We start from the raw sequence: 24176 nt of genomic DNA, 5'->3' as shown, positions 1-24176 counted from the left end.
GCAGGCGATTAACAGAAACGGTATTGCGAGAGTTGAATTAGTTGACACTTATTTCAAAAGGCATTCTTGCCTGAACGGGATAGGCTGTTTGTAAGTCACGAATGGTCTGGAATATCCGGAATTCTTCGCCAAAAAGGATGTTCCCTATTCTGGCTGAAGCATCGCCGGACAGACTTTTCATGACTTGTTCGATGGGTGTAAGCATTTCTGGAAGCTCCACAATTCGATATGACTCGATGTTTGCCATATTTGCTGCAATTTTTATGGCATCGTCAATGCCACCCAGCTTGTCAACCAGTGACAGGCCAAGTGCATTCTCACCACTCCACACGCGTCCTTCGCCAACCTCGTCTATGGCTTCAACGGTTGTGTTTCGGCCATCGGCACAGCGCTGCAAAAAGAAGGTGTAGAATCGCTCGATGTAAGCTTGCAGAATCCTTTTTTCATCGGCCGTGAATGCCCGGTCAAGTGCAGGCATGTCGGCAAAGGTATTGGTTTTTACCCGGTCTGTGGTGATGCCAATTTTCTTGAGCAATCCCTGGGTATTTGGAATCAGGCCAAAGACGCCAATACTTCCGGTCAGCGTGGTTGGATGTGCCAGTATGGTGTCGGCAGCACACGCAATGTAATACCCACCAGATGCGGCCAAATCACCCATCGATACCACAAAAGGCTTTGTTTCACGTGCCAGCTTCACCTCGCGCCAGATTATTTCAGAACCCAATCCGGAACCACCTGGCGAGTTGATGCGGAAAACAATGGCTTTGATTGAGCTGTCTCTGCGTGCCTGGCGGATGGTGCGGGATAGTTCGCCCGATTTTATGCCGCCTGATGAACCATCGATTTCCCCTTGTGCATATATCACTGCGATTTTATTTTTTTCAAGACCTTTTTTCTTGCCCGGGAGATACACCTGATCATATTTTGCAAGGGTAACACCATTCAAATCTTTTTTTGATTCGATGCCGGTGAGTGATTTTAGCTCTTCAATTACTTCATCTTTGTATTTAAATGAGTCGATGAGTCCCGAAGCAAGCAATGCTGAGTCGGCCATAAAAGCAGGCAGGTTCTCAGCTGTTTGGTTTAAGGCTTCAACACTGATGTTGCGTGATTCAGCCACCTGGTTCAAAACATGCTGCCACATAGAGTTCAGAAAGGTTTCTGTTTGCAGACGGGCAGCATCACTCATTTTATACAGAATGAAGGGTTCAACAGCCGATTTAAACTCGCCATGTTTGAACACCTGCATCTCAACACCAAGCTTTTCAAGTGTTCCCTTGTAAAAGGTATAAGTGGAGCTCAATCCTTGAAAGTCGAGCATTCCTGCCGGATTCAGGTACACTTTGTCACCCGCGCTGGCCAGATAATATCCTTTTTGAGTATAGACTGAACCAAAACTGTGTACAAATTTTCCTGACTCACGGAAATCAATCAGTGCATTACGAATCTCTTCAATAGTGGCCCAACCGCCCATGGCGAGCCCCGGTTCCATGTAGATACCCATGATGCGGTCGTCAATTTTGGCTTTTTTAATGGAAGCTAAAATTTGGTTCAGGCCGGTGGTTGAGGGTTGACCCGACAGTTCAGATACCAGTGATTGCAGCGGGTCGCTGGTGGCGCGCTCCACAATGGGGCCGCTTAACTCAAGCACAAGGATAGAGTTTTTATCCACTTTGACATCCTTACTTGCTGAGGAGGCCAAGATGCTGATGAACATTACAATGCCAATCAGAAAAAAGAATGCTGACACCATTGAACCCAGCACTACTGCTAGAAAATACTTGAAAAATTTGCTCATATTTTTTTGAAATTATGGGATGGTTAAGTATTAAAGTTTTACGTTTTCAAATTCTACTGGCTAAATTACGAAAAGGAATGGTAATAATGTATTGGATGTATTGAAAAATAACAAATTCTTGACGAACCCATAAACCGCTGATAGAATAGCTGGATTTACCAACTATTTATACAATTTAATAACAAAACAAGTGTCAGTTGAGACATTCATCACGTATTATTGTTTTGCGAATTTACGTTCAAAAAGGTAATTTTAGTTCCGTTATGAAAATTTAAACTAAATCAAATTATATCTATGAAAAAATTATCTGCCAAGGGAATATCCCGTAGGCATTTCATCGGAGCCACAGCGGCCGGAGTGGCCGGAATAGCGATGTTCTCATCTTTATTGTCATGCCGCAAGAGCGAGCCAGATACGGATCTCAAACTGGGCTTTATCGGAGTTGGGCGTCAGGCTATGTACCTTCTCGATGGTTTTATTGGTATTGAGGGTGTAAAAGTAGTTGCCGGTTGTGATGTTTACGGATCAAAGCGGCAGCGGTTTGAGAACAGGGTTAACGCCTGGTATCAACAGGCCGGTAAAAAAGTTGAGGTTAAAACCTATGAGAACTATGTTGATTTGCTGAAACGTAACGATATTGATGCAGTAGTAATTGCAACACCGGATCATTCTCACGCATTGATTGCTATTGCTGCATGCAAAGCAGGTAAAGATGTCTATCTGGAAAAACCATTGACTTTTACCATTAAGGAGGGGCAGGAACTTGTAAAAGCTGTACGTCAGAATAACCGTATTCTATCGGTGGGTAGTCAGCAGCGGTCAGACCCCAATTTTCAGCATGCGGTTAAGGTCGTGCAAAGCGGTGCTCTGGGTAAAATCGAGAAGATACATGCTTATGTAGGAGCGCCTCCAACGCCATATAACCTTCCAGAGGAGCCTGTTCCTGCTGATTTAAATTGGGATATGTGGCTTGCCTGTCTGCCCGACAGCATTCATTTTAACCATCAGTTAAATCCTCCAATATCGTTAAACCCATTGCAAGACGAGCAGCTGTGGGGTGCCTGGCGCTGGTACAAGGAGATGGGAGGTGGATTTACAACCGACTGGGGTGCGCACATGTTTGATGTTGGGCAGTGGGCTTTAGGTATGGATGGCTCCGGACCGGTTGAGATTTCTCCCATTGGCGATGGCACCGAGTTCATGCAGTTTGTATATGCCAATGGCACCGTGATGACTTCTGAACCATTCGACGAAGCCTGGACCAAAGGCCTTAAATTCATAGGAACAGATGGCTGGCTCGAAGTTTCGCGAGGCCACTTTAAGGCTTCGGATGAAAGTCTGCTCCCCAAAGTAGCCGAAGGTGCCGCCGAGTTGGCTTATGAAACAGGCGTAGCCCATCTTGAGGATTTTATTGATGCTGTTAAGTTGCGTCGCGACCCAATTGTACCGGTGGAGATTGGTCACCGTACCTGTACGGTTTGCACCTTGGGCAACATTGCATGTGAATTGAAACGCACACTGAAATGGGATCCTGTTTCAGAAACTTTTGTTGGCGATTCAGATGGAGCTGCCACAAAAATGCTGCACTACCAATATAGAGATGGGTGGTCGTTGGTTTAAAGTACTAATTCAAAATTGGTAAGCTTAGTCAGCCATCGGCATTTGGCACGATGGAGACATGAATTTCAATACTTAACATTAAACTCCTCTTTGTACTGAACAGCGCAAAGGGGAGTTTTTGTATAGTTCTGAAAGGTTATTTAGTTTTACAGCTTTAAAAATACTGCCTTTTTAAGGCATGCAAATTCGATGCTATTTTAATGTTTTATATGTCACAGAAACAGTCACATTCAGCACTTATCCTTTTGGGAGGAAACACTCCTGAAACCCGTAGTTTTTTTGAAAAAGGCATTGCCCGCATAGAAGAGATTGCCGGAACAATTGTTAAGGTATCAGGAGTTTATGAAAGCACGCCCTGGGGTTTTGAGGCTGAGGGATTGTTTCTGAATCGAGTGATTGAAGTGAGCACCCGAATGGATGCCAAGGGGCTCCTGAAAGTGTTGTTAAGTATAGAGTCAGAGCTGGGGCGCGTACGTCAGCAGAGTGGTGGATACATTTCCAGAAGCATTGATTTGGATCTGCTTTTTTTTGATGATGCCAGCTTTGTGTCTGAGGATCTGACGCTGCCTCATCCACGCCTTCATCTGCGACGATTTACATTGCTGCCATTAAATGAACAATGGCCGGACAGGATGCATCCGACCATTGGTAAAACTGTGAAAGAGTTGTTGGCACAATGTCCTGACGAAGGTCTCGTAAGGCGTTGTGATTAAAGCTTAGCGCCATAAGCCAGATCACCCGCATCCCCAAGTCCGGGAATGATATACGATTTGGCATTTAACTCCTCATCAATTCCAGCCAACCACAAGGTTACCGGTTCGCCAGCCAGCATATTGGTTACGTAATCAACACCTGCCTGGCTTGCAATGATGCTTACCATGTGCACATGGGCTGGCTTTCCGTTTGATTTGAGCGCTTTGGTGGCCAACTCCAGGGATGAGCCAGTGGCCAGCATGGGATCCGCCAGTATCAACGTTTTACCGGTGAGGTCTGGTGCTGAGATATACTCGATGTGGATATCGAAGTGGCCATCATCGGTATATTTGCGATACGCAGAGATAAATGCATTTTCGGCGCGGTCAAAGTAGTTTAGCAGTCCGTTGTGTAGCGGAATGCCTGCCCTTAAAATAGACGCTAGCACCACTTGTTCCTGTAGGATAAACTCTTTGGCGATACCCAGCGGTGTTTGAATCTCTTTTTCTTCGTAATTGAAAGTTTTGCTTATTTCATAGGCAAATATTTCTCCAATACGCTCAAGGTTGCGGCGAAAACGCAACGGATCCTGTTGAATTTTCTGATCTCTTATTTCTGCAACAAAGTTGTTCAATAGACTAGCAGGTCTATTAATTAGTTTGATATCCATGGGGGTTTATTTTATCGCAAAAGTAAAATTTCTCAACCAATATTTATCTGATTTATGTCTGAGAATCTTTATAATTAAGATAAAAGAATTTCATTCAGGTGCTGGGGGGTTATATTGTTTTCTCTGAAGTTAAGTGTCAGCATATCTGTTTTGTTTCACCATTTGGAGTGAATGTTTTGGGTGGCTTTCGAGTATTATTAGGTAAAAACAAGGATAATTCAATGGTTGAGTGATTACGTTTTGTTTGTGACAATACTAATTAGTCGGTTCATTCTATATTTTAGCCTTATTTTTTTCGCCAGGCGCAATGGCCAAGGTAAATTGTCGATGGTGATGCTCATATATTGTTTTTTTTGAGCACCAAAGCCGGTGTTAAACTCACAGATGCTTATTATGTCCGATCCGGCAAAATCAAGTATCAGGTTCTTTCCTGCTTGAAGTTGAATGTATTTATCGATAAGGCCAAAGGTGGTTTTCTTTTGGCGGCCGGTTTCATCAGCGGAATGAAATAGGATGCAGCGGCGTTTGCCGCAAAGAAAATAGACAGCCCCAATGGTTTTGTCATTTTTATCGATGGACAAAATGGTTCCGCTGCCATTCTGGATAGAGGTTTTGATTAAATCATTAAATCGCTGATAATGTGATGAGGGAACATACACTTCGGGACGAATTTTTGCAAATTCCTGCTTGAGTGAAGTATATGCTTCTGGTTTCTGGTTTTGTTCAATAAAAAAGTTATGACGCTCAAAACGCCGTATATTTTTCTTATGTGATGGCGTGTATTGGCTATATAGTCGCTCATAGTCCGATGAAAGGTTCAATTCACACGTTGTGCGCCATTTCCCAAAGGCAGGCAATTCAATGGATTGGTCATTTGGCACCGAACTTTGTGCTATAAAACTATATTTGGTAAAATAGTCTTGTTTGAGTATTGATGGGAAGAGAGATACAACATCAGCACTTGCAGAAAGCAATCCTAGATATTGAATTTCTGATGGCATTTGCAGAACAGATGCACCTGCACGTTTTACTGCCGTCAATGGCATCACGCCTAAATAGTCATCTACAATTACTCCATGCCATCCGGGGGCAATTATGTCGAGCACCCAAGAATAAGCCAATGGCGTTTCATTGAAAGCACTCCCTACACATAGATCCCATTTTTGATCGCTAATTTCCTTGCGGTTCAGTATTCTAACATTAAAAGCTTTAGGACTTATGGTGAACATCGTGTTAGATGGCATCTTGGAAACTTTGAAAATTATAACATACCTTCATCGGCAAAACTAAAATAGCCATTCTCGGCAACTATTACATGGTCTAGCACCGGTATATCCATCAGTTTTCCGGCTTCGGCAATTTTTTTTGTTATTTGGCGGTCGGCATCACTGGGTTGAAGATTTCCTGATGGATGGTTATGACTAAGTATTATCGATGCTGCATAACACTCCAATGCCTTCTTTATGATGAGGCGCACATCAATTACGGTGCCTGTAAGTCCGCCTTTGCTTACATTGTAACGCAGCAGCACTTTATTTGCCCGGTTAAGCATCAAAATCCAAAACTCTTCGTGCGGCAGATCGCCTAGAATAGGTTTCATGAGCCTGAACACATCTTCACTACCCTTTACAACAGGCATTTGGAGCGACTCCTGAAGCGTACGCCTGCGTCCAAGCTCCATTGCTGCTACAATGGTTACTGCTTTGGCTTCACCAACGCCGTGATATCGTTTTACAAGTTCTTCAACTGTACTTTTACCAAGTATGTTAAGGTTATTCTGGTGGTCTTTCAGTATTTTTTTTGATAAATCAACGGCCGATTCTTTGCTGCTTCCTGATCCTATCAGGATTGCAATCAGTTCGGCATCGGATAGGGAGGTCAGACCCTTTGCCAAAAGCTTTTCACGGGGGCGATCCTCAAGAGCCCATTCTTTAATGCTTAAGCGGTTGTATGGTTCCATAGTTGTGATTAAGGTTTTACCCTAAAATTATGGATTTCATAAGACCTGACAAATAGTTTGGCGCACGATTGATGTTTTTCATCACTCTTTTTATTGGCTTGCGATGGTGTTTTGGTTAAGCCCATATATCAGAATATGAGAATTGGAGAGTGAGATTTGGTTGAAATGAGCTGAATATTAGATGTATTCTAAAGAAATATTTCTTGTTGTTTCAACACAAAAAAAGCCCCTCCGTTGCGGAGAGGCTTTAGCAGTCCCTAGGGGAATCGAACCCCTGTTTCAAGAATGAAAATCTTGCGTCCTAACCCCTAGACGAAGGGACCGTGAGCAACCTTTAATTAAAGGCTGTTGATGTGTAACTGAAGGCTTGATTTCAAGTTCGAAGCCTTGTTTTTATGGATGATGTTTTTCTTGGCCAGTTTGTCAATCATCGAAACCACTTTTGGATAAAGGGTAGCAGCTGCTTCCTTATCGGTAGTACTACGCAATGCCTTTACTGCGTTACGGGCAGTTTTAGCATAGTATTTATTGTGTAGGTTGCGGGTTTCAGTTTGTCTGATTCTCTTTTTTGCCGATTGATGATTTGCCATCGCTATAAATATAAAAAGTTCTTAATGTTTTTAGTTGCAGTCCCTAGGGGAATCGAACCCCTGTTTCAAGAATGAAAATCTTGCGTCCTAACCCCTAGACGAAGGGACCGTATCACAATTCAATTTTTGGAATTGCGGATGCAAAGATAGAGCAAAAAATATTAGCTCCAAATATCTGATTCAAAAAAAATGTGAAAAAGATATGTTTGTATAGTTGGTTAAACTTATCTGATTAAAAGTCAGGCTGCAAACAATCTTTTTGAATAGGCATATACAGAACAATCTTGTTTAAATATGGAAACCCTTTCCGCGAAAAGTTCTCGTGTATGTATTCGCATTAAGCATCAAAGATATAAATATTAAGTGAAATTGAAAAAAAACTGGAGGCCGGTTGAACTATTATAAATATATTTCGTTTCTTTGTTGAGATTAAAAGTGGAGGGATTTGGCAGATTGCAACCACTCAAAAAAAGTGCTAAAACGCATGTTTTTGACTTACCTTTGGCAATTCCCTTTATAATTTTTCGTCGATTATAACACGCAATTAGTTGTGGTGTGTTTCTATTTTAGTGTTTAACAGATGTCTGTTTCAATGGGAAACAGGCAATAATTGTATCTATTATTATGGGATATTTATTTACGTCAGAATCGGTTTCCGAAGGGCATCCCGATAAGGTAGCCGATCAGATTTCAGATGCGATATTGGACGAATTGCTGCGTCAGGACCCGAACTCCAAAGTGGCTTGCGAAACCTTGGTAACTACCGGACTCGTGGTTACAAGTGGAGAGATTAATACTACGGGATATGTTCCGGTACAAAAGGTGGCTCGTCGCGTTATTCAGCGCATTGGATATACCAAAGCTGAATATATGTTCGATTCAGGTTCATGTGGCGTAATATCGGCCATACACGAGCAATCAGAAGACATACACAGAGGTGTTGAACGGGAGAGTGAGGAGCGCCAGGGCGCTGGAGATCAGGGTATGATGTTTGGCTATGCTTGCCGTGATACCGAAGAGTTCATGCCGCTGCCACTCCATCTTTCTCATATCCTGTTACAGGAGCTGGCTGCCATCCGACGCGAAGGCAGGGAGATGACTTACCTTCGTCCCGATTCCAAATCTCAGGTTACTTTGGAGTACGCTGACGATAACCGCCCCATTCGCGTACATACCATCGTGGTGTCAACTCAGCACGATCCTTTTGCTGAGGAAAATGTGATGCTTGAGACCATAAAACAGGATGTACGTAACATCTTAATCCCAAGAGTTAAAAAAATATTGAACTCCAACATTGCTGGTCTGTTCGACGACTATATTCTTCACGTTAATCCCACCGGAAAGTTTGTGATTGGTGGACCACATGGCGACACCGGCCTTACCGGACGAAAAATCATTGTGGACACCTATGGCGGTAAAGGAGCTCATGGCGGAGGTGCTTTCTCAGGTAAAGATGCCTCCAAGGTAGATCGTTCAGCGGCATACGCGGCACGTCACATTGCGAAGAATATGGTTGCCGCCGGGCTTGCCGATGAGGTGCTCGTGCAGTTGGCCTATGCCATTGGTGTAGCAGAACCTGTTGGCGTATATGTGAATACCTATGGCACTTCAAAGGTGAAAATATCAGATGGTGAGATTGCCCGCAGAGTTGAAAAGCTTTTTGATTTGCGTCCGGGGATAATTGTTCGCAGGTTGGGTCTGAAGAATCCAATTTTTGAACCCACTGCGGCCTATGGCCACATGGGACGGAAGCCCTATAAGGACATCGTAAAAGTTATTGAGAATGGTGTGGAAGTGGATAAAGAAGTTGAGTTTTTTACATGGGAAAAGCTCGATTACATGGACGCCATTAAATCAGAGTTTGGATTGTAAGCAGTCTCTTCCCTATCAATAGCAACAAAATTGTCGCCATCTCCTGTAATGTAGTGCAGGAGATGGCGTTTTTTTTTCCGTAGTTCATATTCAATTGGCTGCTGTTTGACAGTGGCATCTTCATCAAAAAGCAAAAAAAAGTATAAACAGGTGCTTATTTTTGGCTAATGGCTTAAAACATTAGGTGGCAGGTTGGTCTGATGAGCAAAAAATGTCTTATTTTTCGGCTTAAAATAGTTCCGGTATTTGCAGATTACAATCTCAACGTTTTCTTTATTCATGAAACAACTTATACTCACCGTAGATTATGAACTTTTTTTCGGTAGCGATGCCGGAACGGTAGAGAATTGCATGATACGACCAACACGCCGTTTGGCCGAAGTATTGGGTGAGTATAACTGCAGGATGACGGTTTTCTGGGATATTCTCCATTTTTATCGATTGCGCCAGCTCGAAGAAGATGTGAAGGATTTAAAGATTGATCGTGAGCTGATTGAGAAGCAGATTCGATGGCTTGTTCGGCAGGGACACGATGTGCAAATGCATATACACCCCCACTGGCTTGATGCACAATGGGTAAATAAGAAGTGGCGATTCAACCACACCCGGTTTTCGTTACACCGACTTTGGGATGAGGCCGATCCCAATAATATTGAAACAATTCTTGGCTGCATCACCCAAAGCCGTCTGTTGATGGAGGAGATTTGCAGAAAAGAAGATCCCGAATATCAGGTGCGTGTGTTCAGAGCCGGAGGATACCGTGTGGAACCTTTCGAGAGATTGGCCGATGCCTTGCGTGCCAATGGGATAAAGGTGGATTCAACCGCTTCATTTGGGATGAAAAGCCGCTCGGTCGATTTTCCGTTTGATTATACCAGAATGCCGGGTTTTTTGCATTATCGTTTCGACAGGTCGATACTCACACATAGCCAGGAGGGCGAGTTTTGGGAGTTTCCCAAAGAGAGCGTGAAAGTTCCCTGGTATGGCAGGATTCTTTTTTATTTTTTACGTAACTTTTTCTATACCGAGAAAGGTCATTTTGGTGATGGCAAGCGATTAAGTTTCACCAAAAAGGAGCAGACAGGCCACATGTGGACCCGGTTGGGTTCACGTTATTATCTGCTAACGCCTGAGGAGAAGGATCCTATAAGGTGGCGATATCTTGTGGCCCATGCAAGGGAAAACGCGTTGGCTGTGCTCCATACCAAAAACATGAGTCCATTCACCATACAAATGCTGCATCAGTTTCTCGAGAATCGCCATCTGCGTTTCCGTTCTCTGCTAGAACGCATAAATGAGCTGAATATTTATCCCGATGTAATGCTGCCAAACAATGAATAGTGTCCAAAAATCCATATCTCTCGAAATGGTAGATTTGGGTCGCCAGTATCAACGTTTGAAAAATGAGATTGATCAGGCTGTGCATGCGGTAATGGAACAAACAGCATACATCAATGGACCTGAGGTAAATCTCTTTGCATCAGAATTGGCACATTATCTGAATGTACCTCATGTAATTCCTTGTGCCAATGGTACCGATGCACTTCAGCTGGCATTAATGGCTTTGGAGTTAGAGCCTGGCGATGAGGTTATCACTACATCATTCTCTTTTGTGGCATCGGCCGAAGTGATTGCTTTACTCGGACTAAGACCTGTATTCGCTGATGTGAATCCCGATACATATAATATTTGCCCCCAGCACGTTGAAAAGCTTATAACAGGGCGTACACGGGTGATACTGCCGGTTCATCTGTTTGGGCAGGCAGCTAACATGGATGCTTTGATGGAAATAGCCAACCATCATGGTTTATATATTGTGGAGGATGTGGCCCAGTCATTGGGTGCAAATTATCTGTATAACGATAAGGAGCAAAAGCTGGGCACCATTGGTCATATCGGATGCACCTCTTTTTTCCCATCCAAAAATCTGGGCTGTTTTGGTGACGGAGGTGCGTGCTTTACTTCAGATGCAGCATTGGCTGAGAGAATCCGGATAATCGCATCGCATGGGTCATCCAAGCGGTACTTTCATGATTATATAGGGATAAACTCAAGGCTCGACACCTTGCAAGCAGCCATTTTACGTGTAAAGTTGCCGTTTCTGGATGAATTTATACATACCAGAAATATAATAGCGGGTATATACAATCAATTACTTGCCAACACTAGTGGGCTTAGATTGCCCGGGTTACAGCCGGGAGCATCTCACACCTTTAACCAATATACCATAAGGGTGATGAATGAGCGCAGAAACGAACTGATGGGGCATCTTGAACGCGCCGGTATTCCTTCAAGGGTATATTATCCAAAGCCATTGCATCTTCAAAAAGCATTCGCCAAATATAATAATGGTGATACAAATTGTCCGACTGCTGAAATGTTATGCCATGAGGTGCTTTCCATACCGATGCATTCTGAAATGACAGAACAAGAGGCTATTTATGTGGCAGAAACGCTTAATCGCGTTTTTAAGTGACGAACCATTCAACTATTTTGATTTATGGTGCATCCTGCTTTTTGAATAATGATTACTTTCATACTTTAATCAATACTATAACACACAGAGAAATGAGTTCAGGGGAAAATATCATGATTAATGAAACCGCAGTTGTGGATGAGGGTTGTGTAATAGGCAGTGGTACAAAGATTTGGCATTTTTGTCATCTGATTAGCGGTTGCCAGATTGGTGAAAACTGCTCTCTGGGCCAAAATGTAATGGTTGCATCGGGTGTGAAACTTGGAAACAATGTGAAGGTACAGAACAATGTCTCCATTTACGAGGGTGTAGAGTGCGAAGATGATGTGTTTATTGGTCCTTCGGCGGTTTTTACCAATGTAACCAACCCCCGAAGTTTCATTAGCCGAAAGCATGAGTATAAAAAAACGATTATACGCCGGGGAGCCACGATAGGAGCAAATGCCACCGTGATGTGTGGAATTGAGATTGGCGCTTATGCATTTGTGGGTGCCGGTGCGGTGGTGACACTTGAAGTTTTACCTTATGCCATGGTTGTTGGCACACCTGCACGCCAGGTGGGATGGGTGAGCGAGTCGGGATACCGTTTGCGTTTTAAGCCGGATGGATTGGCCGAGTGTCCCGATAGCGGTGAAGTGTATCTTTTTACCAAAGGTAAAGTTGTGAAAATTGTAGATAAGAATGTCTGAACCTATAAAATTTGCAGTGGTTGGGCTTGGCCACATCGGCAAACGGCATGCGGCCATGATTCAAGGAAATAGAGAAGCACAATTGGTCGCCGTTTGTGATATTCTTGATGCAGTATCATTGGGTTGGAGCGATGAGTCCATACCTTTTTTCAATACATTGGAGGAGATGTTGGCGAAGGCTCCCATGGCAGATGTGATTAATATTTGCACACCCAACGGATTGCATGCCTCTCAAGCCTTATTGGCGCTTAATGCCGGTAAACATGTTGTTGTGGAAAAACCCATGACACTTCTAAGGCATGATGCAGAACAAATTATATTTAAGGCGCTGCAAATGTCGCGTCAGGTTTTTGTGGTGAAACAGAATAGGTATTCCCCGCCCGTGAAATGGTTAAAGCAAATCATCAGCGACGAGAAGTTGGGTAAGATTTTTATGGTACAGATGAACTGCTTCTGGAATCGTGATGATCGCTATTATAAATCAGGCAGCTGGCATGGAACTACCGACCTCGACGGAGGCGTGCTGTTTACACAGTTCTCCCATTTTGTGGATATAATGTATTGGCTGTTTGGTGATATTTGTAACATAAAAGGAAATTTCAGAAATTTCGCTCACCAACACTCCACAACTTTTGAAGATGCCGGATGTGTTGTGTTTGATTTTGTGAATGGCGGTGTGGGGTCAATCAACTATTCCACTGCGGTATGGGATCGTAACCTCGAAAGCAGCACCACCATTATTGGCGAAAAAGGAACCGTTAAAATTGCCGGACAATACATGGATGAGGTTACCTGTTGTCACGTATCCGGTTATGCGATGCCGGAGCTGGAACCCGTTAATCCGCCTAACGATTATGGTGGTTACAAAGGATCTGCTTCCAATCATGGAGCAGTAATCAACAATGTAATAAGTACACTTAAGGGCAAAACAGAGGTGGCGACCAATGCCCTCGAAGGGTTAAAAGTGGTTGATATTATTGAACGGATATATCAGGTTCGAAACCAAGCAGGGTTTGAAATATCAATCATGGCCGGAAATGAGGCCTCAGGCAAAGTTTGAAGTTATTAATTGAATCAACTAAATAATGGGAACGCACGGAATGCCGAATGCGTACGAAACAATAAAAAATCCAACCCTATGTATCAGGAGTTATTAGACAAAAAGACAAAGCTATCGGTTATCGGACTGGGTTATGTGGGACTTCCAATTGCGTTGGAATTTGCCCGTAAAATGAGTGTTGTCGGTTTCGACATAAAAGAGGATCGCGTAGAGATGATGCGTAACCGAATAGACCCAAGTAAAGAGCTTGAATCAGAAGCGTTTGACGGGTGCGACATCCATTTCACCTGCAACCTTGACGATTTGCGCGAAGCTACCTTTCACGTGGTTGCTGTACCAACCCCCATCAACCGACACAATCTTCCCGATTTGCATCCATTGTTAAGTGCTACTCATACCGTAGGAAAGGTGCTTAAAAAGGGCGATTATGTTGTGTTTGAATCAACAGTTTATCCCGGCTGTACCGAGGAGGATTGTGTGCCGATTCTTGAGCAGGAGTCTGGTTTGAAATTTAATGTCGACTTTAAAGTAGGCTACTCGCCTGAGCGCATAAACCCCGGGGATAAAGAGCACACGCTTACAAAAATTCTGAAAATTGTTTCGGGTAGCGATGCCGAATCTCTGGCTGTTATCTCCGATGTATATGGTTCAATTATTAAGGCGGGAATTTTTAAGGCCAGTTCAATAAAGGTTGCAGAAGCTGCCAAAATCATCGAAAATACCCAACGCGATGTTAACATTGCTCTGATGAACGAGCTTTCATTGATATTTAATAAGTTAAATATCAACACATACGAGGTATTGGAGGCTGCAGGTACCAAATGGAACTTCCTGAAGTTCTTTCCGGGTTTAGTAGGTGGTCATTGTATTGGTGTAGATCCCTATTACCTCACTTACAAGGCCAATGAGTTGGGCATCCATTCAAAAATAATTACCGGCGGACGTGTCATCAATGACGGGATGGCTCCATATATTGCCAAGCAAACTGTTAAGAAATTGATATCCAATGGGTATCCCATTAATGGGGCGCGGGTTTTAATTATGGGAGCCACGTTTAAGGAGAATGTGAGTGATATCCGTAACTCAAAGGTGGCCGACTTGGTGAACGAACTAAAATCCTTTAGCGTTAATGTTGAGGTGGTTGACCCACACGCTTCGTCCGAAGAGTTGTTGCACGAGTATGGTTTTGGATTGACAGATGCCATTTCAGGGAAGTATCACGCAGTGATTGTTGCCGTGAACCATGCTGAATATGTGGGACTTTCTGAGACCTATTTTAAGTCAATCCTCGAAGAGAAAGGACTTTTTGTAGATGTAAAAGGCATTTTCAGACATACCATCAAGCAGTTGGAATACTGGAGTCTTTAAGAGTATATGAGGTTATCGCGTAAGCAAAGAATCTTGGCCGAGCGCCTGTTGTCCACATGGGTGGATGAGGAGTTGCTTACGCGCGAACATGCAGACCGGTTGAGTAGTTCCATCTCACAGAAGACACTCAATTGGAAACGGGTAGCCCGAAACATGCTTGGGCTTGCCATAATTTTTATGGTTATTGCTTTTCTGCATCTGGTTGCCGATAAATGGGTAATACAGTTTTTAGAGAGCTTTTTCGCCATGTCAGATGCTTTCTTTCTTGTTTTATTACTCTCTTTATCGATGGTATTTCCTTTCCTGGCCAGATATTTTCACCGCAAGGGACATGGTTTAAACCTTTCGGTAGAGACGTTTTTGCTATTAGGGTTGCTGGCTTTTTCAGGTGCTGCATATTATACCAATGCCGTCTTTCAGCCTGTGAGTGTGATAAAGGTTTTATTAATACTGGTGGTATCTGCCTACACGCTGGTTGTAAGTTTTCTCTTTCGTGATAAATTGATGTGGCTGTTGGGTTTAGTGGGCGTTATGTTGTGGTTTGGCGTGGAGACGGTACGGCTGAGTAATTGGGAGACCTCTTTTCTTGGTTTAAACCTACCTGTCCGTTTCCTGATATTTACCTCATTTTTGGCTTTGGCATCAAATGCCTTGTCCTTGTTTGAGAAATTCAGACGCTACAGCGACATCTCCATCCATTTTTTTCTGATGATGATGTGGGTTTCACTCTGGATGACGGCTCTTTTTGGCAATTATTCGTCAATGGAGGCGTGGGACAATGCTTCAGCGTTTCAATTGCTGCCATGGGGTGTTTTAATGGGGGTGGTGGCCTTCATTTTCTGGTTTATGGGTAAGAAACGACATCATAAAGAGTGGATTTGGATGGGCAGCATAGCCCTGTTCGCAGATGTGTACACACAGTACTTCCTTTTTCTTTGGGAGCCGCTGCCGGCATCGTTGTTTTTCTTTGTCATGGCCTTATCGTTTCTTGTAATAGGCCGGAAAGCAGAAGTAATTTGGGGTAGTTAGGTGCAGCATGGTGAAGAATATATACACACCATATTCTACAAAAGCCAGCACGATTTAGCTGTATGAAATCGTTTCAACTGCTTATTCGTCAAGTCTTTTCAGGTTAAAGAGCTTAATGATAAGCCCCGCCAGAAAAACCACCAGAAACATTACATTTATTCTGAACAATTCTGGATTTGCTTTTGTAATGAAAAGCAGGATGCCTGCTAATATTGCCAGTATCAATGGGAATAGGATTCTACGTATCATTACTCTTCTTTTTTACGGAATATGTCTCTCATTCGGTTTAGCAGGTTTCGGTCTTTCTCATCGGTTTGGTCTTCAGTCTCGATTTTCTCTATGGGTGCAATTTCTACAGGCTCACGTTTTTGAAACAATCGCTGGAAGAAGCTTCGTTCCTCTTCAAGCGGCGTAGTTTCGGTAAAATCTTCGCAATCAAGCATGGCGTAAAGCTCCTCGGGAAGTGGATAGAATCGTTGACTACGCAGCGCTCTGTGGTTTGGTGAACGCTCTGCCTGTTGCATAAATCGGGCAAAAATGGGCAAAGCGGTATGTGCTCCTTGTCCCAGAGCTGTTGAGCGAAAATGGATGCCAGGATTTTCGGCTCCGACCCATGCTCCGGCCACAATCGTAGGTGAGTAGCCAATAAACCAACCATCAGCATTGTTTTGACTGGTGCCTGTTTTTCCTGCATAATCTCCCTGAAGGTTATATCTGGAGTAGAGTGAGCGCCCAGTGCCCCGTTCAATGGTTTCGCGCATAATTTGAACCATTAGTCTGGCCGTCTCTTCATTAAAGGCTTCTTGTCCGGCATGGTTCTCGGGTGCCTCGTATAGCAGGTTGCCGTTGTTGTCCTCAATACGTAAAAGTATTATGGGCTGAATAGCTCTGCCGTAGTTGGCAAAAGTGGTGTAGGAGGTGGTGAGTTCGAGCAGTGAAAGATCAGCTGTGCCGAGGGCTATAGAAGGCACATTTGGGATGGGACTTTGGATGCCCATTTTCCGTGCCATTTGAATGACGTCACCAGTTCCGGTTTTGTCTATAACCTCTGCTGCAATGGTGTTGGCCGAATTTATCAATCCGCCCTTTAATGAATAGTAACCATGATGGTTTCCATCCGAATTGGTTGGCGACCAATCGTTGTGACGGCTGTAAATTCTTCTTTCGTTTGAGATAAACTCACAGGGATCAAAGCCTTTGTTTATTGCTGTAGCATATACAATGGGCTTGAATGTTGATCCGGCCTGTCGTCTGGCTGTGACATGGTCGTACTTGAAAAATCTGAAATTTACACCACCTTCCCAGGCCAGAACATGGCCGTTTGCCGGGTTAATGGCCACAAACCCGGCGTGCAATGTGCGTAGCGTATTTTTTAATGAGTCGATGGGAGAGATGGTAACCCTTTTTTCTCCATCATGTGAAAAAACCGTGGTGGAGACAGGTTTCTTAAGTTCTTCAGTGATTTGGCTATCGGTGAGTCCCTGCGCTTTTAATGTCTGATATCGGGTTGTACGTCGCAGTGCATTGTTGAAAATATCAGGATTGGCGTGCCATGGTTCACGTTGCGCCCAATGCTCGTCAAATGTTTTTTGCAGATATGCCATGTGGTTTCTAAGGGCTGTAACAGCAAATCCCTGAAGTGTGGCATCAAGGGTTGTGTGGATGCGGAGCCCATCGGTGTATATATTGTATGTATCGCCATATTTTTCTTTAAGGATGGCTTCAACCTGTATTCGAACCTGCTCCATAAAGTAGGGGGCTGGGCCGTGATTGTGATCCAATCGGGTGTATGCGGTTTGTATAGGTGTTCGCTTAAATGCATCGGCTTCGTCAACGGTGATAACGTTTTGAGCTGCCATTCTGTCGATGACAACATTGCGTCGCTGCATGGAACGTTCGGGGTTGATACGCGGGTTATAGGCAGTGTTGGCTGCAAGCATGCCAATCAAAGTGGCTGCTTCGGGAATAGAGAGTAGGGATGAGGATTTGCCAAAAAAACGATGTGCCGCAGCTTCAATACCAAACACATCTTCTCCAAATGGTACGGTGTTAAGGTAAAGTCCAAGTATCTCCTCTTTTGTAAACACCTTTTCCAACCGCGCTGCAATGAAAATCTCTCTGGTTTTGTTGATTGGAATTGAGAAGAGTCCCTTATCTTTTCTTGGATAGAGGTTTTTTGCCAATTGTTGACTGATGGTGCTGCCGCCTCCCTGACTGCGGTCACGCAGAATCAGTGTTTTTACAAACACCCGGCCCATGCTCACAAAATCAAGCCCTTTGTGCTCAAAAAAACGGTTGTCTTCGGTGGCTATCAGGGCATTTTTTACGTGTATCGAAATGTTCTCATTGTTGATAGTTTGGCGGTTTTGTATAAAATACTTGCCAATCATTATCCCATCAGCGGAGTAAACAAGTGATGCGGTATGGTTGCGTATGTTGCGAAGTTCACTTTGTGCCGGAATGCGTCCAAACAAACCAAGATATACCAGCAATACAAAAATCACCAGAAGACTGATTGCGGCCACGGAAATTTTTATACTCCAGTTTAATATGGTTTTCTTCAGGTTGTTGTCTGGCGCTTGTTTACGTCCTTTTTTGGATGGGGATGATTTAGTCATTCTTTTCAATTGTTTTGAACCACCTAACAGCATTCTGGATGGACTCTTTTACCGGAATAAATGTATAATCAAATTTGCTGGCAAATTTTTGAGCTGAGTATTTTGATATGGTTTGGGCGGTGCGGGCAGTATCTTTTGTAATTGCCGGCGCTTTGCCTGCAATAAGGCAGAGCAAAAGGTTGGCACGCCAACCAATTTCTGTAATCACTTTGGATACCTTAATAAATGGAGGTCTCTTGCCCATTTCATTGGCAGCCAGCGTGAAGAACTCTTTAAAAGTTAGGTTTTCACCATTCAGGATAAATCGTTCGTTCACCGCATCACTCTCCATTAACAGAACAACGGCTTTGGCCACATCACGCACATCTACAAAGCCGGTACCTCCATTGGTGTAGAATGGCATGCCGCGTTTCAGAGAGTAGAAGAGCCGTCCGCTGCTACGCAGCCAGTTAACAGGACCAATTATTACTGATGGGTTAACAATGACAACCGGAATACCCTCTTTCGAGGCTCGCCACACTTCCATCTCGGCTCTGAACTTACTGTATGAGTATGCCGAGCGATGGTCGTCGGGCTGCCATTCAACCATTTCGTCTACCTGTCTGCCGTCAATCTGTTTGCCCAATGACGCTATGGAACTTACATAACAAACCTTTTCAACTTTACATTGCAAACAGGCATTCATCAAATTGGCTGTGCCTTCGGTATTTACCTGCAACATTTTGTCCGACTCTCCCGGATTGAAAGAGACCATCGCAGCTGCATGATATACCTGTTTGACTTGTTTCAGTGCATCTTCGAGTGCAAAATAGTCCGATAGATCGGCTTCAACCCATTGGATACGTTCCAATAAGGTTTCCGACTGCGGGTCGTAAAAACGAAACAGTTTTCTAACCTCTTCAATATTGCTCTCTTTACGGTATATTGCTCTTACCGTGTGTCCTTTGCCGGTTAGGTGGTAGAGCAAGTGAGAACCTACCAAACCGGTGCCGCCTGTTACTAATATCATTCTGCAAATTTAGTATTTACCAATGAAAACGAACGGTTTGTTTCAGTTCTGAATGCACACTTAGCGGAACGGGGCTGATACCTGCAACGCTTTCAATGAGTTGCCGCTCTTCCTCTGAGTAGTTTTTATCCGGGAAGTGAAAATCCATCACCACTTCAAATACACGTCGTGGGTCATTGGCCATTATTTTGGTGATTTCCAAACGGGTTCCTTCAATGTCGATGTGGTGGTCCATGGCTTTGATGCCCATAATGGTGAGAATGCAGGTGCCCAATGAGGTGGCCAGCAGGTCCGTGGGTGAAAATGATTCACCTTTACCTCGGTTGTCGGTTGGTGCATCGGTCACTATTTTAGTGCCTGACTGAAGATGGATGCTCTCAGTGCGCAGGTTGCCCAAATAGGTAGTCTTTACGGTTATCATTTTAATGTTGTTTAAAGGTGCGGGTTTCAGATGTTTTGAAACCGATATCAATAATGCTGTGCAATCAAGCTGGTTAAGCAATACCGAAAACAATTTGCCTGCGAGTGAAACCTCAATACAAACCTGAGGCCATCATTTCGGAAATTGTTACTAAATTAGCACAATCAATGCGAATATAATCTAATTTGTTCTGGTAAAGTTGAAACTGATAATGGCAGATTTTGTTCCGAAGTTCAACTTTGAAATACCATCCGAAACCAATTAAAACAAAATATATGTTTTCAGGAATAGTTGAAGAAGCCGCCACGGTGGTAGGTCTCGAAAAAGACAAATCAAACCTTCACCTTACGCTAAAATGTTCGTTTACCAATGAGCTGAAGATTGACCAGAGCGTGGCGCACAATGGGGTTTGCCTTACGGTGGTTAAAAAGGAGGGTGACACTTATACCGTAACAGCCATTCAGGAAACGCTTGACAAATCAAACCTCGGAAATTTAAAAGTGGGCGATAAGGTAAATCTTGAACGCAGCATGGTGATGAACGGACGACTCGATGGACACATTGTTCAGGGACATGTGGATCAGACTGCTGAATGTGTCGAGCTTAAAGAGGCCGATGGTAGCTGGTATTATACTTTCAGATATGATGTGGATAAGGCAAAGGCTGCCCAGGGATACATGACTGTTGAGAAAGGTTCGGTATGTGTTAATGGTGTGAGTTTGACTGTAGTAAATAGCCGTGATGACAGATTTTCTGTTGCCATCATTCCATACACTTATGAGTTTACCAATTTTCATCAGATTAAACCAGGGTCAATCGTAAATCTTGAATTTGATATTTTGGGTAAATACATTAGTCGACTGATGGGCCTTAAGGAGTAGCAATCAGAGAAAATATAAACAGGCAGCAATACCTTATGTGAAGGAGTTGCTGCCTGTTTCGTTTTAATGCCTAAACAGTTTTGGTTCTCTGCTTTTGCAGGAGCCAAATCGCTATTTTTTCTTTGAAGTAACTCTGTAAACCACAAAGCCTGCTACTATTGCCAGGGCAACCACAACGATGTAAGTTGTTGTGCGGCTCTTCTCCTGTGTTACCGTGAAATTCTCTTCACTGAATAGTATCGGGTCGGCATCGTCAATTGAAATTGTGTCAGGAGCTACGGTTTCGTATTCGTAGTCGTACTGCGCCATGATGGCATTGAGGCTTGCAGCACCAAAAATCAGTGCGCCAACCAACATGAAAGTCATCCAAAACTTCTTCATAATCTGCTTATTTTAGTTATACAAAATTATTAATTTTTAGTGAGTTGTAAAAGTCTTTCTCTGGCATGACGATAAGACGGCTGTATTTTAAGACTCTGTTGGAGGTATTCGATGGCTTTTATTTTGTCACCGTTTTTTTCCAGATGGTCGGCCATCAGAATGTATGCCGGAAGATACTTTTGGTTTGAACCGAGAATTTTTTCAAGCGTGGCAACAGCAAGCTCATCCTTGCCAATTTCAAAGAAAACTTTTGCTTTTTCGAACAATGCCGGTTCAAAGGCCGGGTGTATCATTAGGGCATTGTTTAACGCTTCAAGGGCGGCATCGTGATCCTTAATTCGGAGATATGAACGGCCGAGGTTAAGCCAGGCGCCTTCGAGTGAAGGGTCTATTTCAGTGGCTTGCTTCAACAATCGAATGGCTTCCAAAGTATCTCCCTCTTGCAATTTTATCCATCCATCGAAATCGTTCAAAGTAGTGCGCTTTACAACAGCACATACGGCACGGCCTTCTAAGTTAATGGTATGGATTGTTCCTGCCGGAGGCCACTGTTCATTAAGGGTATGCGCATGTAGGTATGTGGCCGAAAAAATGGCATAATCCCAGTTTTCGAAGCTCCTGTTGTAGAAAGATGTGTGTTTGTGCGATGTGGCTGCTTTGCTATGTCTGAAAAACCAGGCTGTCTCAAAGTTGGATGCGATGGTTTTACCTGATAGGTCATTTGTTTCCAGATGCTGTTGCAGCCATTCGGCTGCTGGCCTGATGCTGTGGAAATAGTAATCTGCCTCATACTTCCCAAAAGCGCCATGATAACCACTTGTTATTTGATTGAAATAAAGATATTGAAGTGGGTGGTTTTTTATCATGAAAGATAATGGATGAATGAGGAGCATGGCTGGAATAACCAGAAAAAGCCTGGCATACACAATCCCCCATTTTTTTTTAATCCAATCACGGATTTGAGACAAACCGTGTGCTGACAGTATAACGATTGGCGGGTATATGAACAATACATGTCGCCATCCACCATAAACATTGGCATTTTTTAGGATGATGTATACAAGTGGAAATATTGTGCTGAATATTAGCAGAAAGAGCAATGGGCGGTTGTTGCTTTTTTTCAGGTTAATGAATAGTCCCGGCATTGATACCGGAATCATTACCGGAATGGTAATAAGCATCATCCAGGGAAGGTAGTGCCAGGGAAGCATATCGGACCAGACGAGTTTCCCCATATAGAGTTGACGTATGGTAACTGGATAGGATTCCATCAGGAAATGCGAAACAACTGGATTTTTAATGGGGTTTAACAATGCAAACGGCCAGAATATCAATCCCAGAAAATAGCCTGCAATGCATATTCCTGCAATGGTAACTGCTGTTTTTTTCAAGAGAGAACGGTCCCGGATTATTAAATGTTGGTTTTTCAGGAACATTATCAAGGTAATCAATCCCAGATAGGCAATTACGATGAGTCCCGGTGGCCTGATGCTGATTGCAAAAGCGATGCTGAAGATTAGTCCTGCAATGGTTCTTTTATCAGGTAGGGGCCATTCGTCAATCCATCGCGAAAGAAAATAGATTGATGCCAGATAACTCAATGCAAACGGTATGTCTTTGAGATTGTTAAAGGAGTGGCCGATGAATCCCGGCGATAGTGCGATGAATGCCAGCGCAGCGAGCGCTGTGCGCCATCCGCTCAAACGCACCGAAACCATAACCACCAAAAGGATGATGCTCCATCCTGCAAGCGCTGCCATCAGATGGCGTAAGGTAAAGATATCTTCAACGCCTGTGATGCGGGCAATGAGCGATGCGAGGTTGTCATAGCTTTGTCCGTAATATTTCAGATTGGTTACAGGTGTGTGAAGTGCTGTTGTGTCTTTTCCGAAGGAGGTGTAGAAATCAACCACCGCCTCGGCCTGCTCCAAATGCAGATATTCATCACCTGAGATGCCGGCATCGAGCGAGAGATAAAGCATGATGGGCAACAGAATAACGAGAATCAGCAGGGTTACATATCTAACAGAGCGGCTTCCGGTCATCTTTTACAAATACTTTTTACGGATAAAATAGATAGGTCGGTTTTGGCTTTCGCGATAGGTGCGATAGATATACTCGCCAAGTACACCAAGAAAGGTGAGTTGAATGCTACCCAGAAAATAGATGCTTATCATGGTTGACGACCATCCAACGGGTGCCCATCCGGTGAATTTGGATAACAGTACATGTATGCCTGCCAGAAAAAAGACGAATACCCCGGTGATACCAAGCCAAAGACATAGCTTTAACGGGAAGCGTGAAAATGCAAACATGGCATCGAGCGCAAGTCTGAAAAGTGCTGAAAATCGCATTTTAGATTTGCCTGATAGCCTCTCCTGACGGGAATATTCTATCTGAGTCTGGCGAAATCCGATGTAATGTCGCAGCCCGGGGATGTAGCGCGTTTTCTCTTTCATCGCCAGCAGAGCATTCAGTGCTTCCCTGTTTATCATTGAGAAATGCCCGGTATTTTCAATCTCTTCGAGGCCACTTATGTTACTGAAAATTTTGTGGAAGAGCCGCGTCATAAACCGCCTTTTAAAACTCTCTTCCTCGCGATTTTGTCTGAAACCATTTACCACATCAAATCTTCCCTGCTGCAATATCTCAAGCATTTCAGGAAGTAATTCAGGTGGGTCTTGCAAGTCGCTGTCCATCATCGCAATGAATTCACCTTTGGCATGTTCAAGCCCGGCGGTGATGGCTGCCTGATGCCCAAAGTTTCTGGACAGTTCAATAATCTTAATCCGTGAATCGGCTTGATGATGCTGTGTGAGAATTTGAAGTGTGTGATCAATGCTGCCATCGTCCACAAAGACGAGTTCGTATGCTCCGATTGTTTCCAGAGACGCCTTCAGCCTTTCCAAAAGCACGGGCAGAACTTGGACTTCGTTATATACCGGGATGATTACTGACAGCATGACTTTGTAAATGTTTTGGAGAGCAACCGGATTCTCATTTTTAATGAGAATCCGGTGCTTTTTTAGTATGAATCAAAA

General features: G+C 43.7%; 22 protein-coding genes and 2 tRNA genes. 10 read left to right on the top strand and 14 right to left on the bottom strand.

Annotated elements, in window-relative coordinates; genetic code table 11:
• Positions 1–37 precede the first annotated feature (37 nt).
• Entirely contained in the window at positions 38–1798 is a 1761-nt protein-coding gene (gene sppA / locus ALKIM_RS0107260; RefSeq protein ID WP_026474057.1) for a signal peptide peptidase SppA, read from the bottom strand.
• Positions 1799–2092: 294 nt separating this feature from the next.
• On the opposite strand from sppA, the gene ALKIM_RS0107255 reads away from it, so the two are divergent.
• Together ALKIM_RS0107255 and folK are read left to right on the top strand one after the other, a co-directional pair.
• Positions 2093–3418 carry a Gfo/Idh/MocA family protein gene (locus ALKIM_RS0107255; protein WP_026474056.1) on the top strand — a complete coding sequence of 442 codons (1326 nt, stop codon included), beginning with the start codon at positions 2093–2095 and terminating at the stop codon, positions 3416–3418.
• A 209-nt stretch (positions 3419–3627) separates the two neighbouring features.
• Entirely contained in the window at positions 3628–4131 is a 504-nt protein-coding gene (folK, locus tag ALKIM_RS0107250; protein ID WP_026474055.1) for a 2-amino-4-hydroxy-6-hydroxymethyldihydropteridine diphosphokinase, read from the top strand.
• Here the strand turns inward: folK and upp are convergent.
• The 6 genes from upp to ALKIM_RS0107220 all read right to left on the bottom strand — a co-directional run bounded on the left by upp (position 4128) and on the right by ALKIM_RS0107220 (position 7440).
• Positions 4128–4781 (bottom strand): uracil phosphoribosyltransferase, encoded by a 654-nt coding sequence (gene upp, locus ALKIM_RS0107245; RefSeq protein ID WP_026474054.1) that lies wholly within the window; start codon positions 4779–4781, stop codon positions 4128–4130. The two genes, folK and upp, sit on opposite strands and share 4 nt — an antisense overlap.
• A 233-nt stretch (positions 4782–5014) precedes the next feature.
• Positions 5015–6025: a hypothetical protein gene (locus ALKIM_RS0107240; RefSeq protein ID WP_157363826.1), complete on the bottom strand. Its 1011-nt coding sequence runs from the start codon at positions 6023–6025 to the stop codon at positions 5015–5017.
• 17 nt (positions 6026–6042) lie between these two features.
• Positions 6043–6741 carry a RadC family protein gene (gene radC / locus ALKIM_RS0107235; protein WP_026474052.1) on the bottom strand — a complete coding sequence of 233 codons (699 nt, stop codon included), beginning with the start codon at positions 6739–6741 and terminating at the stop codon, positions 6043–6045.
• 251 nt (positions 6742–6992) lie between these two features.
• A tRNA-Glu gene (locus ALKIM_RS0107230) sits at positions 6993–7064 on the bottom strand.
• Between the two features lie 15 nt (positions 7065–7079).
• Positions 7080–7331: a 30S ribosomal protein S20 gene (rpsT, locus tag ALKIM_RS0107225; RefSeq protein WP_026474051.1), complete on the bottom strand. Its 252-nt coding sequence runs from the start codon at positions 7329–7331 to the stop codon at positions 7080–7082.
• A gap of 37 nt (positions 7332–7368) precedes the next feature.
• Positions 7369–7440 (bottom strand) — tRNA-Glu (locus ALKIM_RS0107220).
• A 515-nt stretch (positions 7441–7955) separates the two neighbouring features.
• Between ALKIM_RS0107220 and metK the strand changes: the two genes are divergently transcribed.
• The 7 genes from metK (at position 7956) to ALKIM_RS0107185 (ending at position 15825) form a co-directional block, all read left to right on the top strand.
• Positions 7956–9203, top strand: a complete 1248-nt coding sequence (gene metK, locus ALKIM_RS0107215) for a methionine adenosyltransferase (protein ID WP_026474050.1) — start codon at positions 7956–7958, stop codon at positions 9201–9203.
• A 279-nt stretch (positions 9204–9482) separates the two neighbouring features.
• A complete protein-coding gene (locus tag ALKIM_RS0107210) occupies positions 9483–10544 on the top strand; it encodes a polysaccharide deacetylase family protein (protein ID WP_026474049.1) in 1062 nt (353 codons plus the stop codon).
• A complete protein-coding gene (locus tag ALKIM_RS0107205; protein ID WP_044117798.1) occupies positions 10537–11679 on the top strand; it encodes a DegT/DnrJ/EryC1/StrS family aminotransferase in 1143 nt (380 codons plus the stop codon). Before ALKIM_RS0107210 ends, ALKIM_RS0107205 begins: the two co-directional genes overlap by 8 nt.
• 92 nt (positions 11680–11771) lie before the next feature.
• Positions 11772–12368, top strand: a complete 597-nt coding sequence (locus tag ALKIM_RS0107200; protein WP_026474047.1) for an acyltransferase — start codon at positions 11772–11774, stop codon at positions 12366–12368.
• Positions 12361–13428 (top strand): Gfo/Idh/MocA family protein, encoded by a 1068-nt coding sequence (locus ALKIM_RS0107195; RefSeq protein WP_026474046.1) that lies wholly within the window; start codon positions 12361–12363, stop codon positions 13426–13428. The genes ALKIM_RS0107200 and ALKIM_RS0107195 overlap by 8 nt, the downstream gene beginning before the upstream one ends.
• Positions 13429–13506: 78 nt before the next feature.
• A complete protein-coding gene (locus tag ALKIM_RS0107190) occupies positions 13507–14796 on the top strand; it encodes a nucleotide sugar dehydrogenase (protein WP_026474045.1) in 1290 nt (429 codons plus the stop codon).
• A gap of 6 nt (positions 14797–14802) precedes the next feature.
• Positions 14803–15825 (top strand): hypothetical protein, encoded by a 1023-nt coding sequence (locus ALKIM_RS0107185; RefSeq protein ID WP_026474044.1) that lies wholly within the window; start codon positions 14803–14805, stop codon positions 15823–15825.
• Between the two features lie 81 nt (positions 15826–15906).
• On the opposite strand, the gene ALKIM_RS19860 is transcribed toward ALKIM_RS0107185, so the two are convergent.
• From ALKIM_RS19860 to ALKIM_RS0107165, 4 genes are read right to left on the bottom strand one after another with little or no spacing between them, the layout of a single operon-like run.
• The gene (locus ALKIM_RS19860; protein WP_157363824.1) at positions 15907–16074 is read right to left on the bottom strand and encodes a hypothetical protein; all 168 of its coding nucleotides are present in this window, start codon (positions 16072–16074) and stop codon (positions 15907–15909) included.
• Positions 16074–18443 carry a penicillin-binding protein 1A gene (locus ALKIM_RS0107175; RefSeq protein ID WP_026474043.1) on the bottom strand — a complete coding sequence of 790 codons (2370 nt, stop codon included), beginning with the start codon at positions 18441–18443 and terminating at the stop codon, positions 16074–16076. Before ALKIM_RS0107175 ends, ALKIM_RS19860 begins: the two co-directional genes overlap by 1 nt.
• Complete coding sequence (locus tag ALKIM_RS0107170) at positions 18436–19452, bottom strand: NAD-dependent epimerase/dehydratase family protein (RefSeq protein WP_026474042.1); 1017 nt, start codon at positions 19450–19452, stop codon at positions 18436–18438. The genes ALKIM_RS0107175 and ALKIM_RS0107170 overlap by 8 nt, the downstream gene beginning before the upstream one ends.
• A 16-nt stretch (positions 19453–19468) precedes the next feature.
• Complete coding sequence (locus tag ALKIM_RS0107165; protein ID WP_026474041.1) at positions 19469–19873, bottom strand: OsmC family protein; 405 nt, start codon at positions 19871–19873, stop codon at positions 19469–19471.
• Positions 19874–20148: 275 nt separating this feature from the next.
• On the opposite strand from ALKIM_RS0107165, the gene ALKIM_RS0107160 reads away from it, so the two are divergent.
• Positions 20149–20754, top strand: coding sequence for a riboflavin synthase (locus tag ALKIM_RS0107160; protein WP_026474040.1), 606 nt, complete (start codon positions 20149–20151; stop codon positions 20752–20754).
• Between the two features lie 111 nt (positions 20755–20865).
• Here ALKIM_RS0107160 and ALKIM_RS0107155 read toward each other — a convergent pair whose 3' ends face one another.
• Genes ALKIM_RS0107155 through ALKIM_RS0107145 form a run of 3 tightly spaced genes read right to left on the bottom strand, consistent with a single transcriptional unit; the run spans position 20866 to position 24098 of the window.
• Entirely contained in the window at positions 20866–21135 is a 270-nt protein-coding gene (locus ALKIM_RS0107155; protein WP_026474039.1) for a hypothetical protein, read from the bottom strand.
• A gap of 29 nt (positions 21136–21164) precedes the next feature.
• Positions 21165–23180 (bottom strand): tetratricopeptide repeat protein, encoded by a 2016-nt coding sequence (locus tag ALKIM_RS0107150; RefSeq protein WP_026474038.1) that lies wholly within the window; start codon positions 23178–23180, stop codon positions 21165–21167.
• Between the two features lie 3 nt (positions 23181–23183).
• Complete coding sequence (locus ALKIM_RS0107145; protein WP_044117797.1) at positions 23184–24098, bottom strand: glycosyltransferase family 2 protein; 915 nt, start codon at positions 24096–24098, stop codon at positions 23184–23186.
• Between the last annotated feature and the right edge of the window lie 78 nt (positions 24099–24176).

The organism is Alkaliflexus imshenetskii DSM 15055, from assembly GCF_000517065.1.
GTDB classification, from domain to species: Bacteria; Bacteroidota; Bacteroidia; order Bacteroidales; family Marinilabiliaceae; genus Alkaliflexus; species Alkaliflexus imshenetskii.
The sequence above is the reverse complement of the archived record's forward strand: the minus strand, read 5'-3'. Positions and strand labels throughout refer to the sequence as shown.

Excerpts from the sequence above, each read along its gene's own strand:
- sppA (WP_026474057.1), bottom strand. The coding sequence starts at position 1,798 with ATGAGCAAATTTTTCAAGTATTTTCTAGCAGTAGTGCTGGGTTCAATG.
- ALKIM_RS0107255 (WP_026474056.1), top strand. The coding sequence starts at position 2,093 with ATGAAAAAATTATCTGCCAAGGGAATATCCCGTAGGCATTTCATCGGA.
- folK (WP_026474055.1), top strand. The coding sequence starts at position 3,628 with ATGTCACAGAAACAGTCACATTCAGCACTTATCCTTTTGGGAGGAAAC.
- upp (WP_026474054.1), bottom strand. The coding sequence starts at position 4,781 with ATGGATATCAAACTAATTAATAGACCTGCTAGTCTATTGAACAACTTT.
- ALKIM_RS0107240 (WP_157363826.1), bottom strand. The coding sequence starts at position 6,025 with ATGCCATCTAACACGATGTTCACCATAAGTCCTAAAGCTTTTAATGTT.
- radC (WP_026474052.1), bottom strand. The coding sequence starts at position 6,741 with ATGGAACCATACAACCGCTTAAGCATTAAAGAATGGGCTCTTGAGGAT.
- rpsT (WP_026474051.1), bottom strand. The coding sequence starts at position 7,331 with ATGGCAAATCATCAATCGGCAAAAAAGAGAATCAGACAAACTGAAACC.
- metK (WP_026474050.1), top strand. The coding sequence starts at position 7,956 with ATGGGATATTTATTTACGTCAGAATCGGTTTCCGAAGGGCATCCCGAT.
- ALKIM_RS0107210 (WP_026474049.1), top strand. The coding sequence starts at position 9,483 with ATGAAACAACTTATACTCACCGTAGATTATGAACTTTTTTTCGGTAGC.
- ALKIM_RS0107205 (WP_044117798.1), top strand. The coding sequence starts at position 10,537 with ATGAATAGTGTCCAAAAATCCATATCTCTCGAAATGGTAGATTTGGGT.
- ALKIM_RS0107200 (WP_026474047.1), top strand. The coding sequence starts at position 11,772 with ATGAGTTCAGGGGAAAATATCATGATTAATGAAACCGCAGTTGTGGAT.
- ALKIM_RS0107195 (WP_026474046.1), top strand. The coding sequence starts at position 12,361 with ATGTCTGAACCTATAAAATTTGCAGTGGTTGGGCTTGGCCACATCGGC.
- ALKIM_RS0107190 (WP_026474045.1), top strand. The coding sequence starts at position 13,507 with ATGTATCAGGAGTTATTAGACAAAAAGACAAAGCTATCGGTTATCGGA.
- ALKIM_RS0107185 (WP_026474044.1), top strand. The coding sequence starts at position 14,803 with ATGAGGTTATCGCGTAAGCAAAGAATCTTGGCCGAGCGCCTGTTGTCC.
- ALKIM_RS19860 (WP_157363824.1), bottom strand. The coding sequence starts at position 16,074 with ATGATACGTAGAATCCTATTCCCATTGATACTGGCAATATTAGCAGGC.
- ALKIM_RS0107175 (WP_026474043.1), bottom strand. The coding sequence starts at position 18,443 with ATGACTAAATCATCCCCATCCAAAAAAGGACGTAAACAAGCGCCAGAC.
- ALKIM_RS0107170 (WP_026474042.1), bottom strand. The coding sequence starts at position 19,452 with ATGATATTAGTAACAGGCGGCACCGGTTTGGTAGGTTCTCACTTGCTC.
- ALKIM_RS0107165 (WP_026474041.1), bottom strand. The coding sequence starts at position 19,873 with ATGATAACCGTAAAGACTACCTATTTGGGCAACCTGCGCACTGAGAGC.
- ALKIM_RS0107160 (WP_026474040.1), top strand. The coding sequence starts at position 20,149 with ATGTTTTCAGGAATAGTTGAAGAAGCCGCCACGGTGGTAGGTCTCGAA.
- ALKIM_RS0107155 (WP_026474039.1), bottom strand. The coding sequence starts at position 21,135 with ATGAAGAAGTTTTGGATGACTTTCATGTTGGTTGGCGCACTGATTTTT.
- ALKIM_RS0107150 (WP_026474038.1), bottom strand. The coding sequence starts at position 23,180 with ATGACCGGAAGCCGCTCTGTTAGATATGTAACCCTGCTGATTCTCGTT.
- ALKIM_RS0107145 (WP_044117797.1), bottom strand. The coding sequence starts at position 24,098 with ATGCTGTCAGTAATCATCCCGGTATATAACGAAGTCCAAGTTCTGCCC.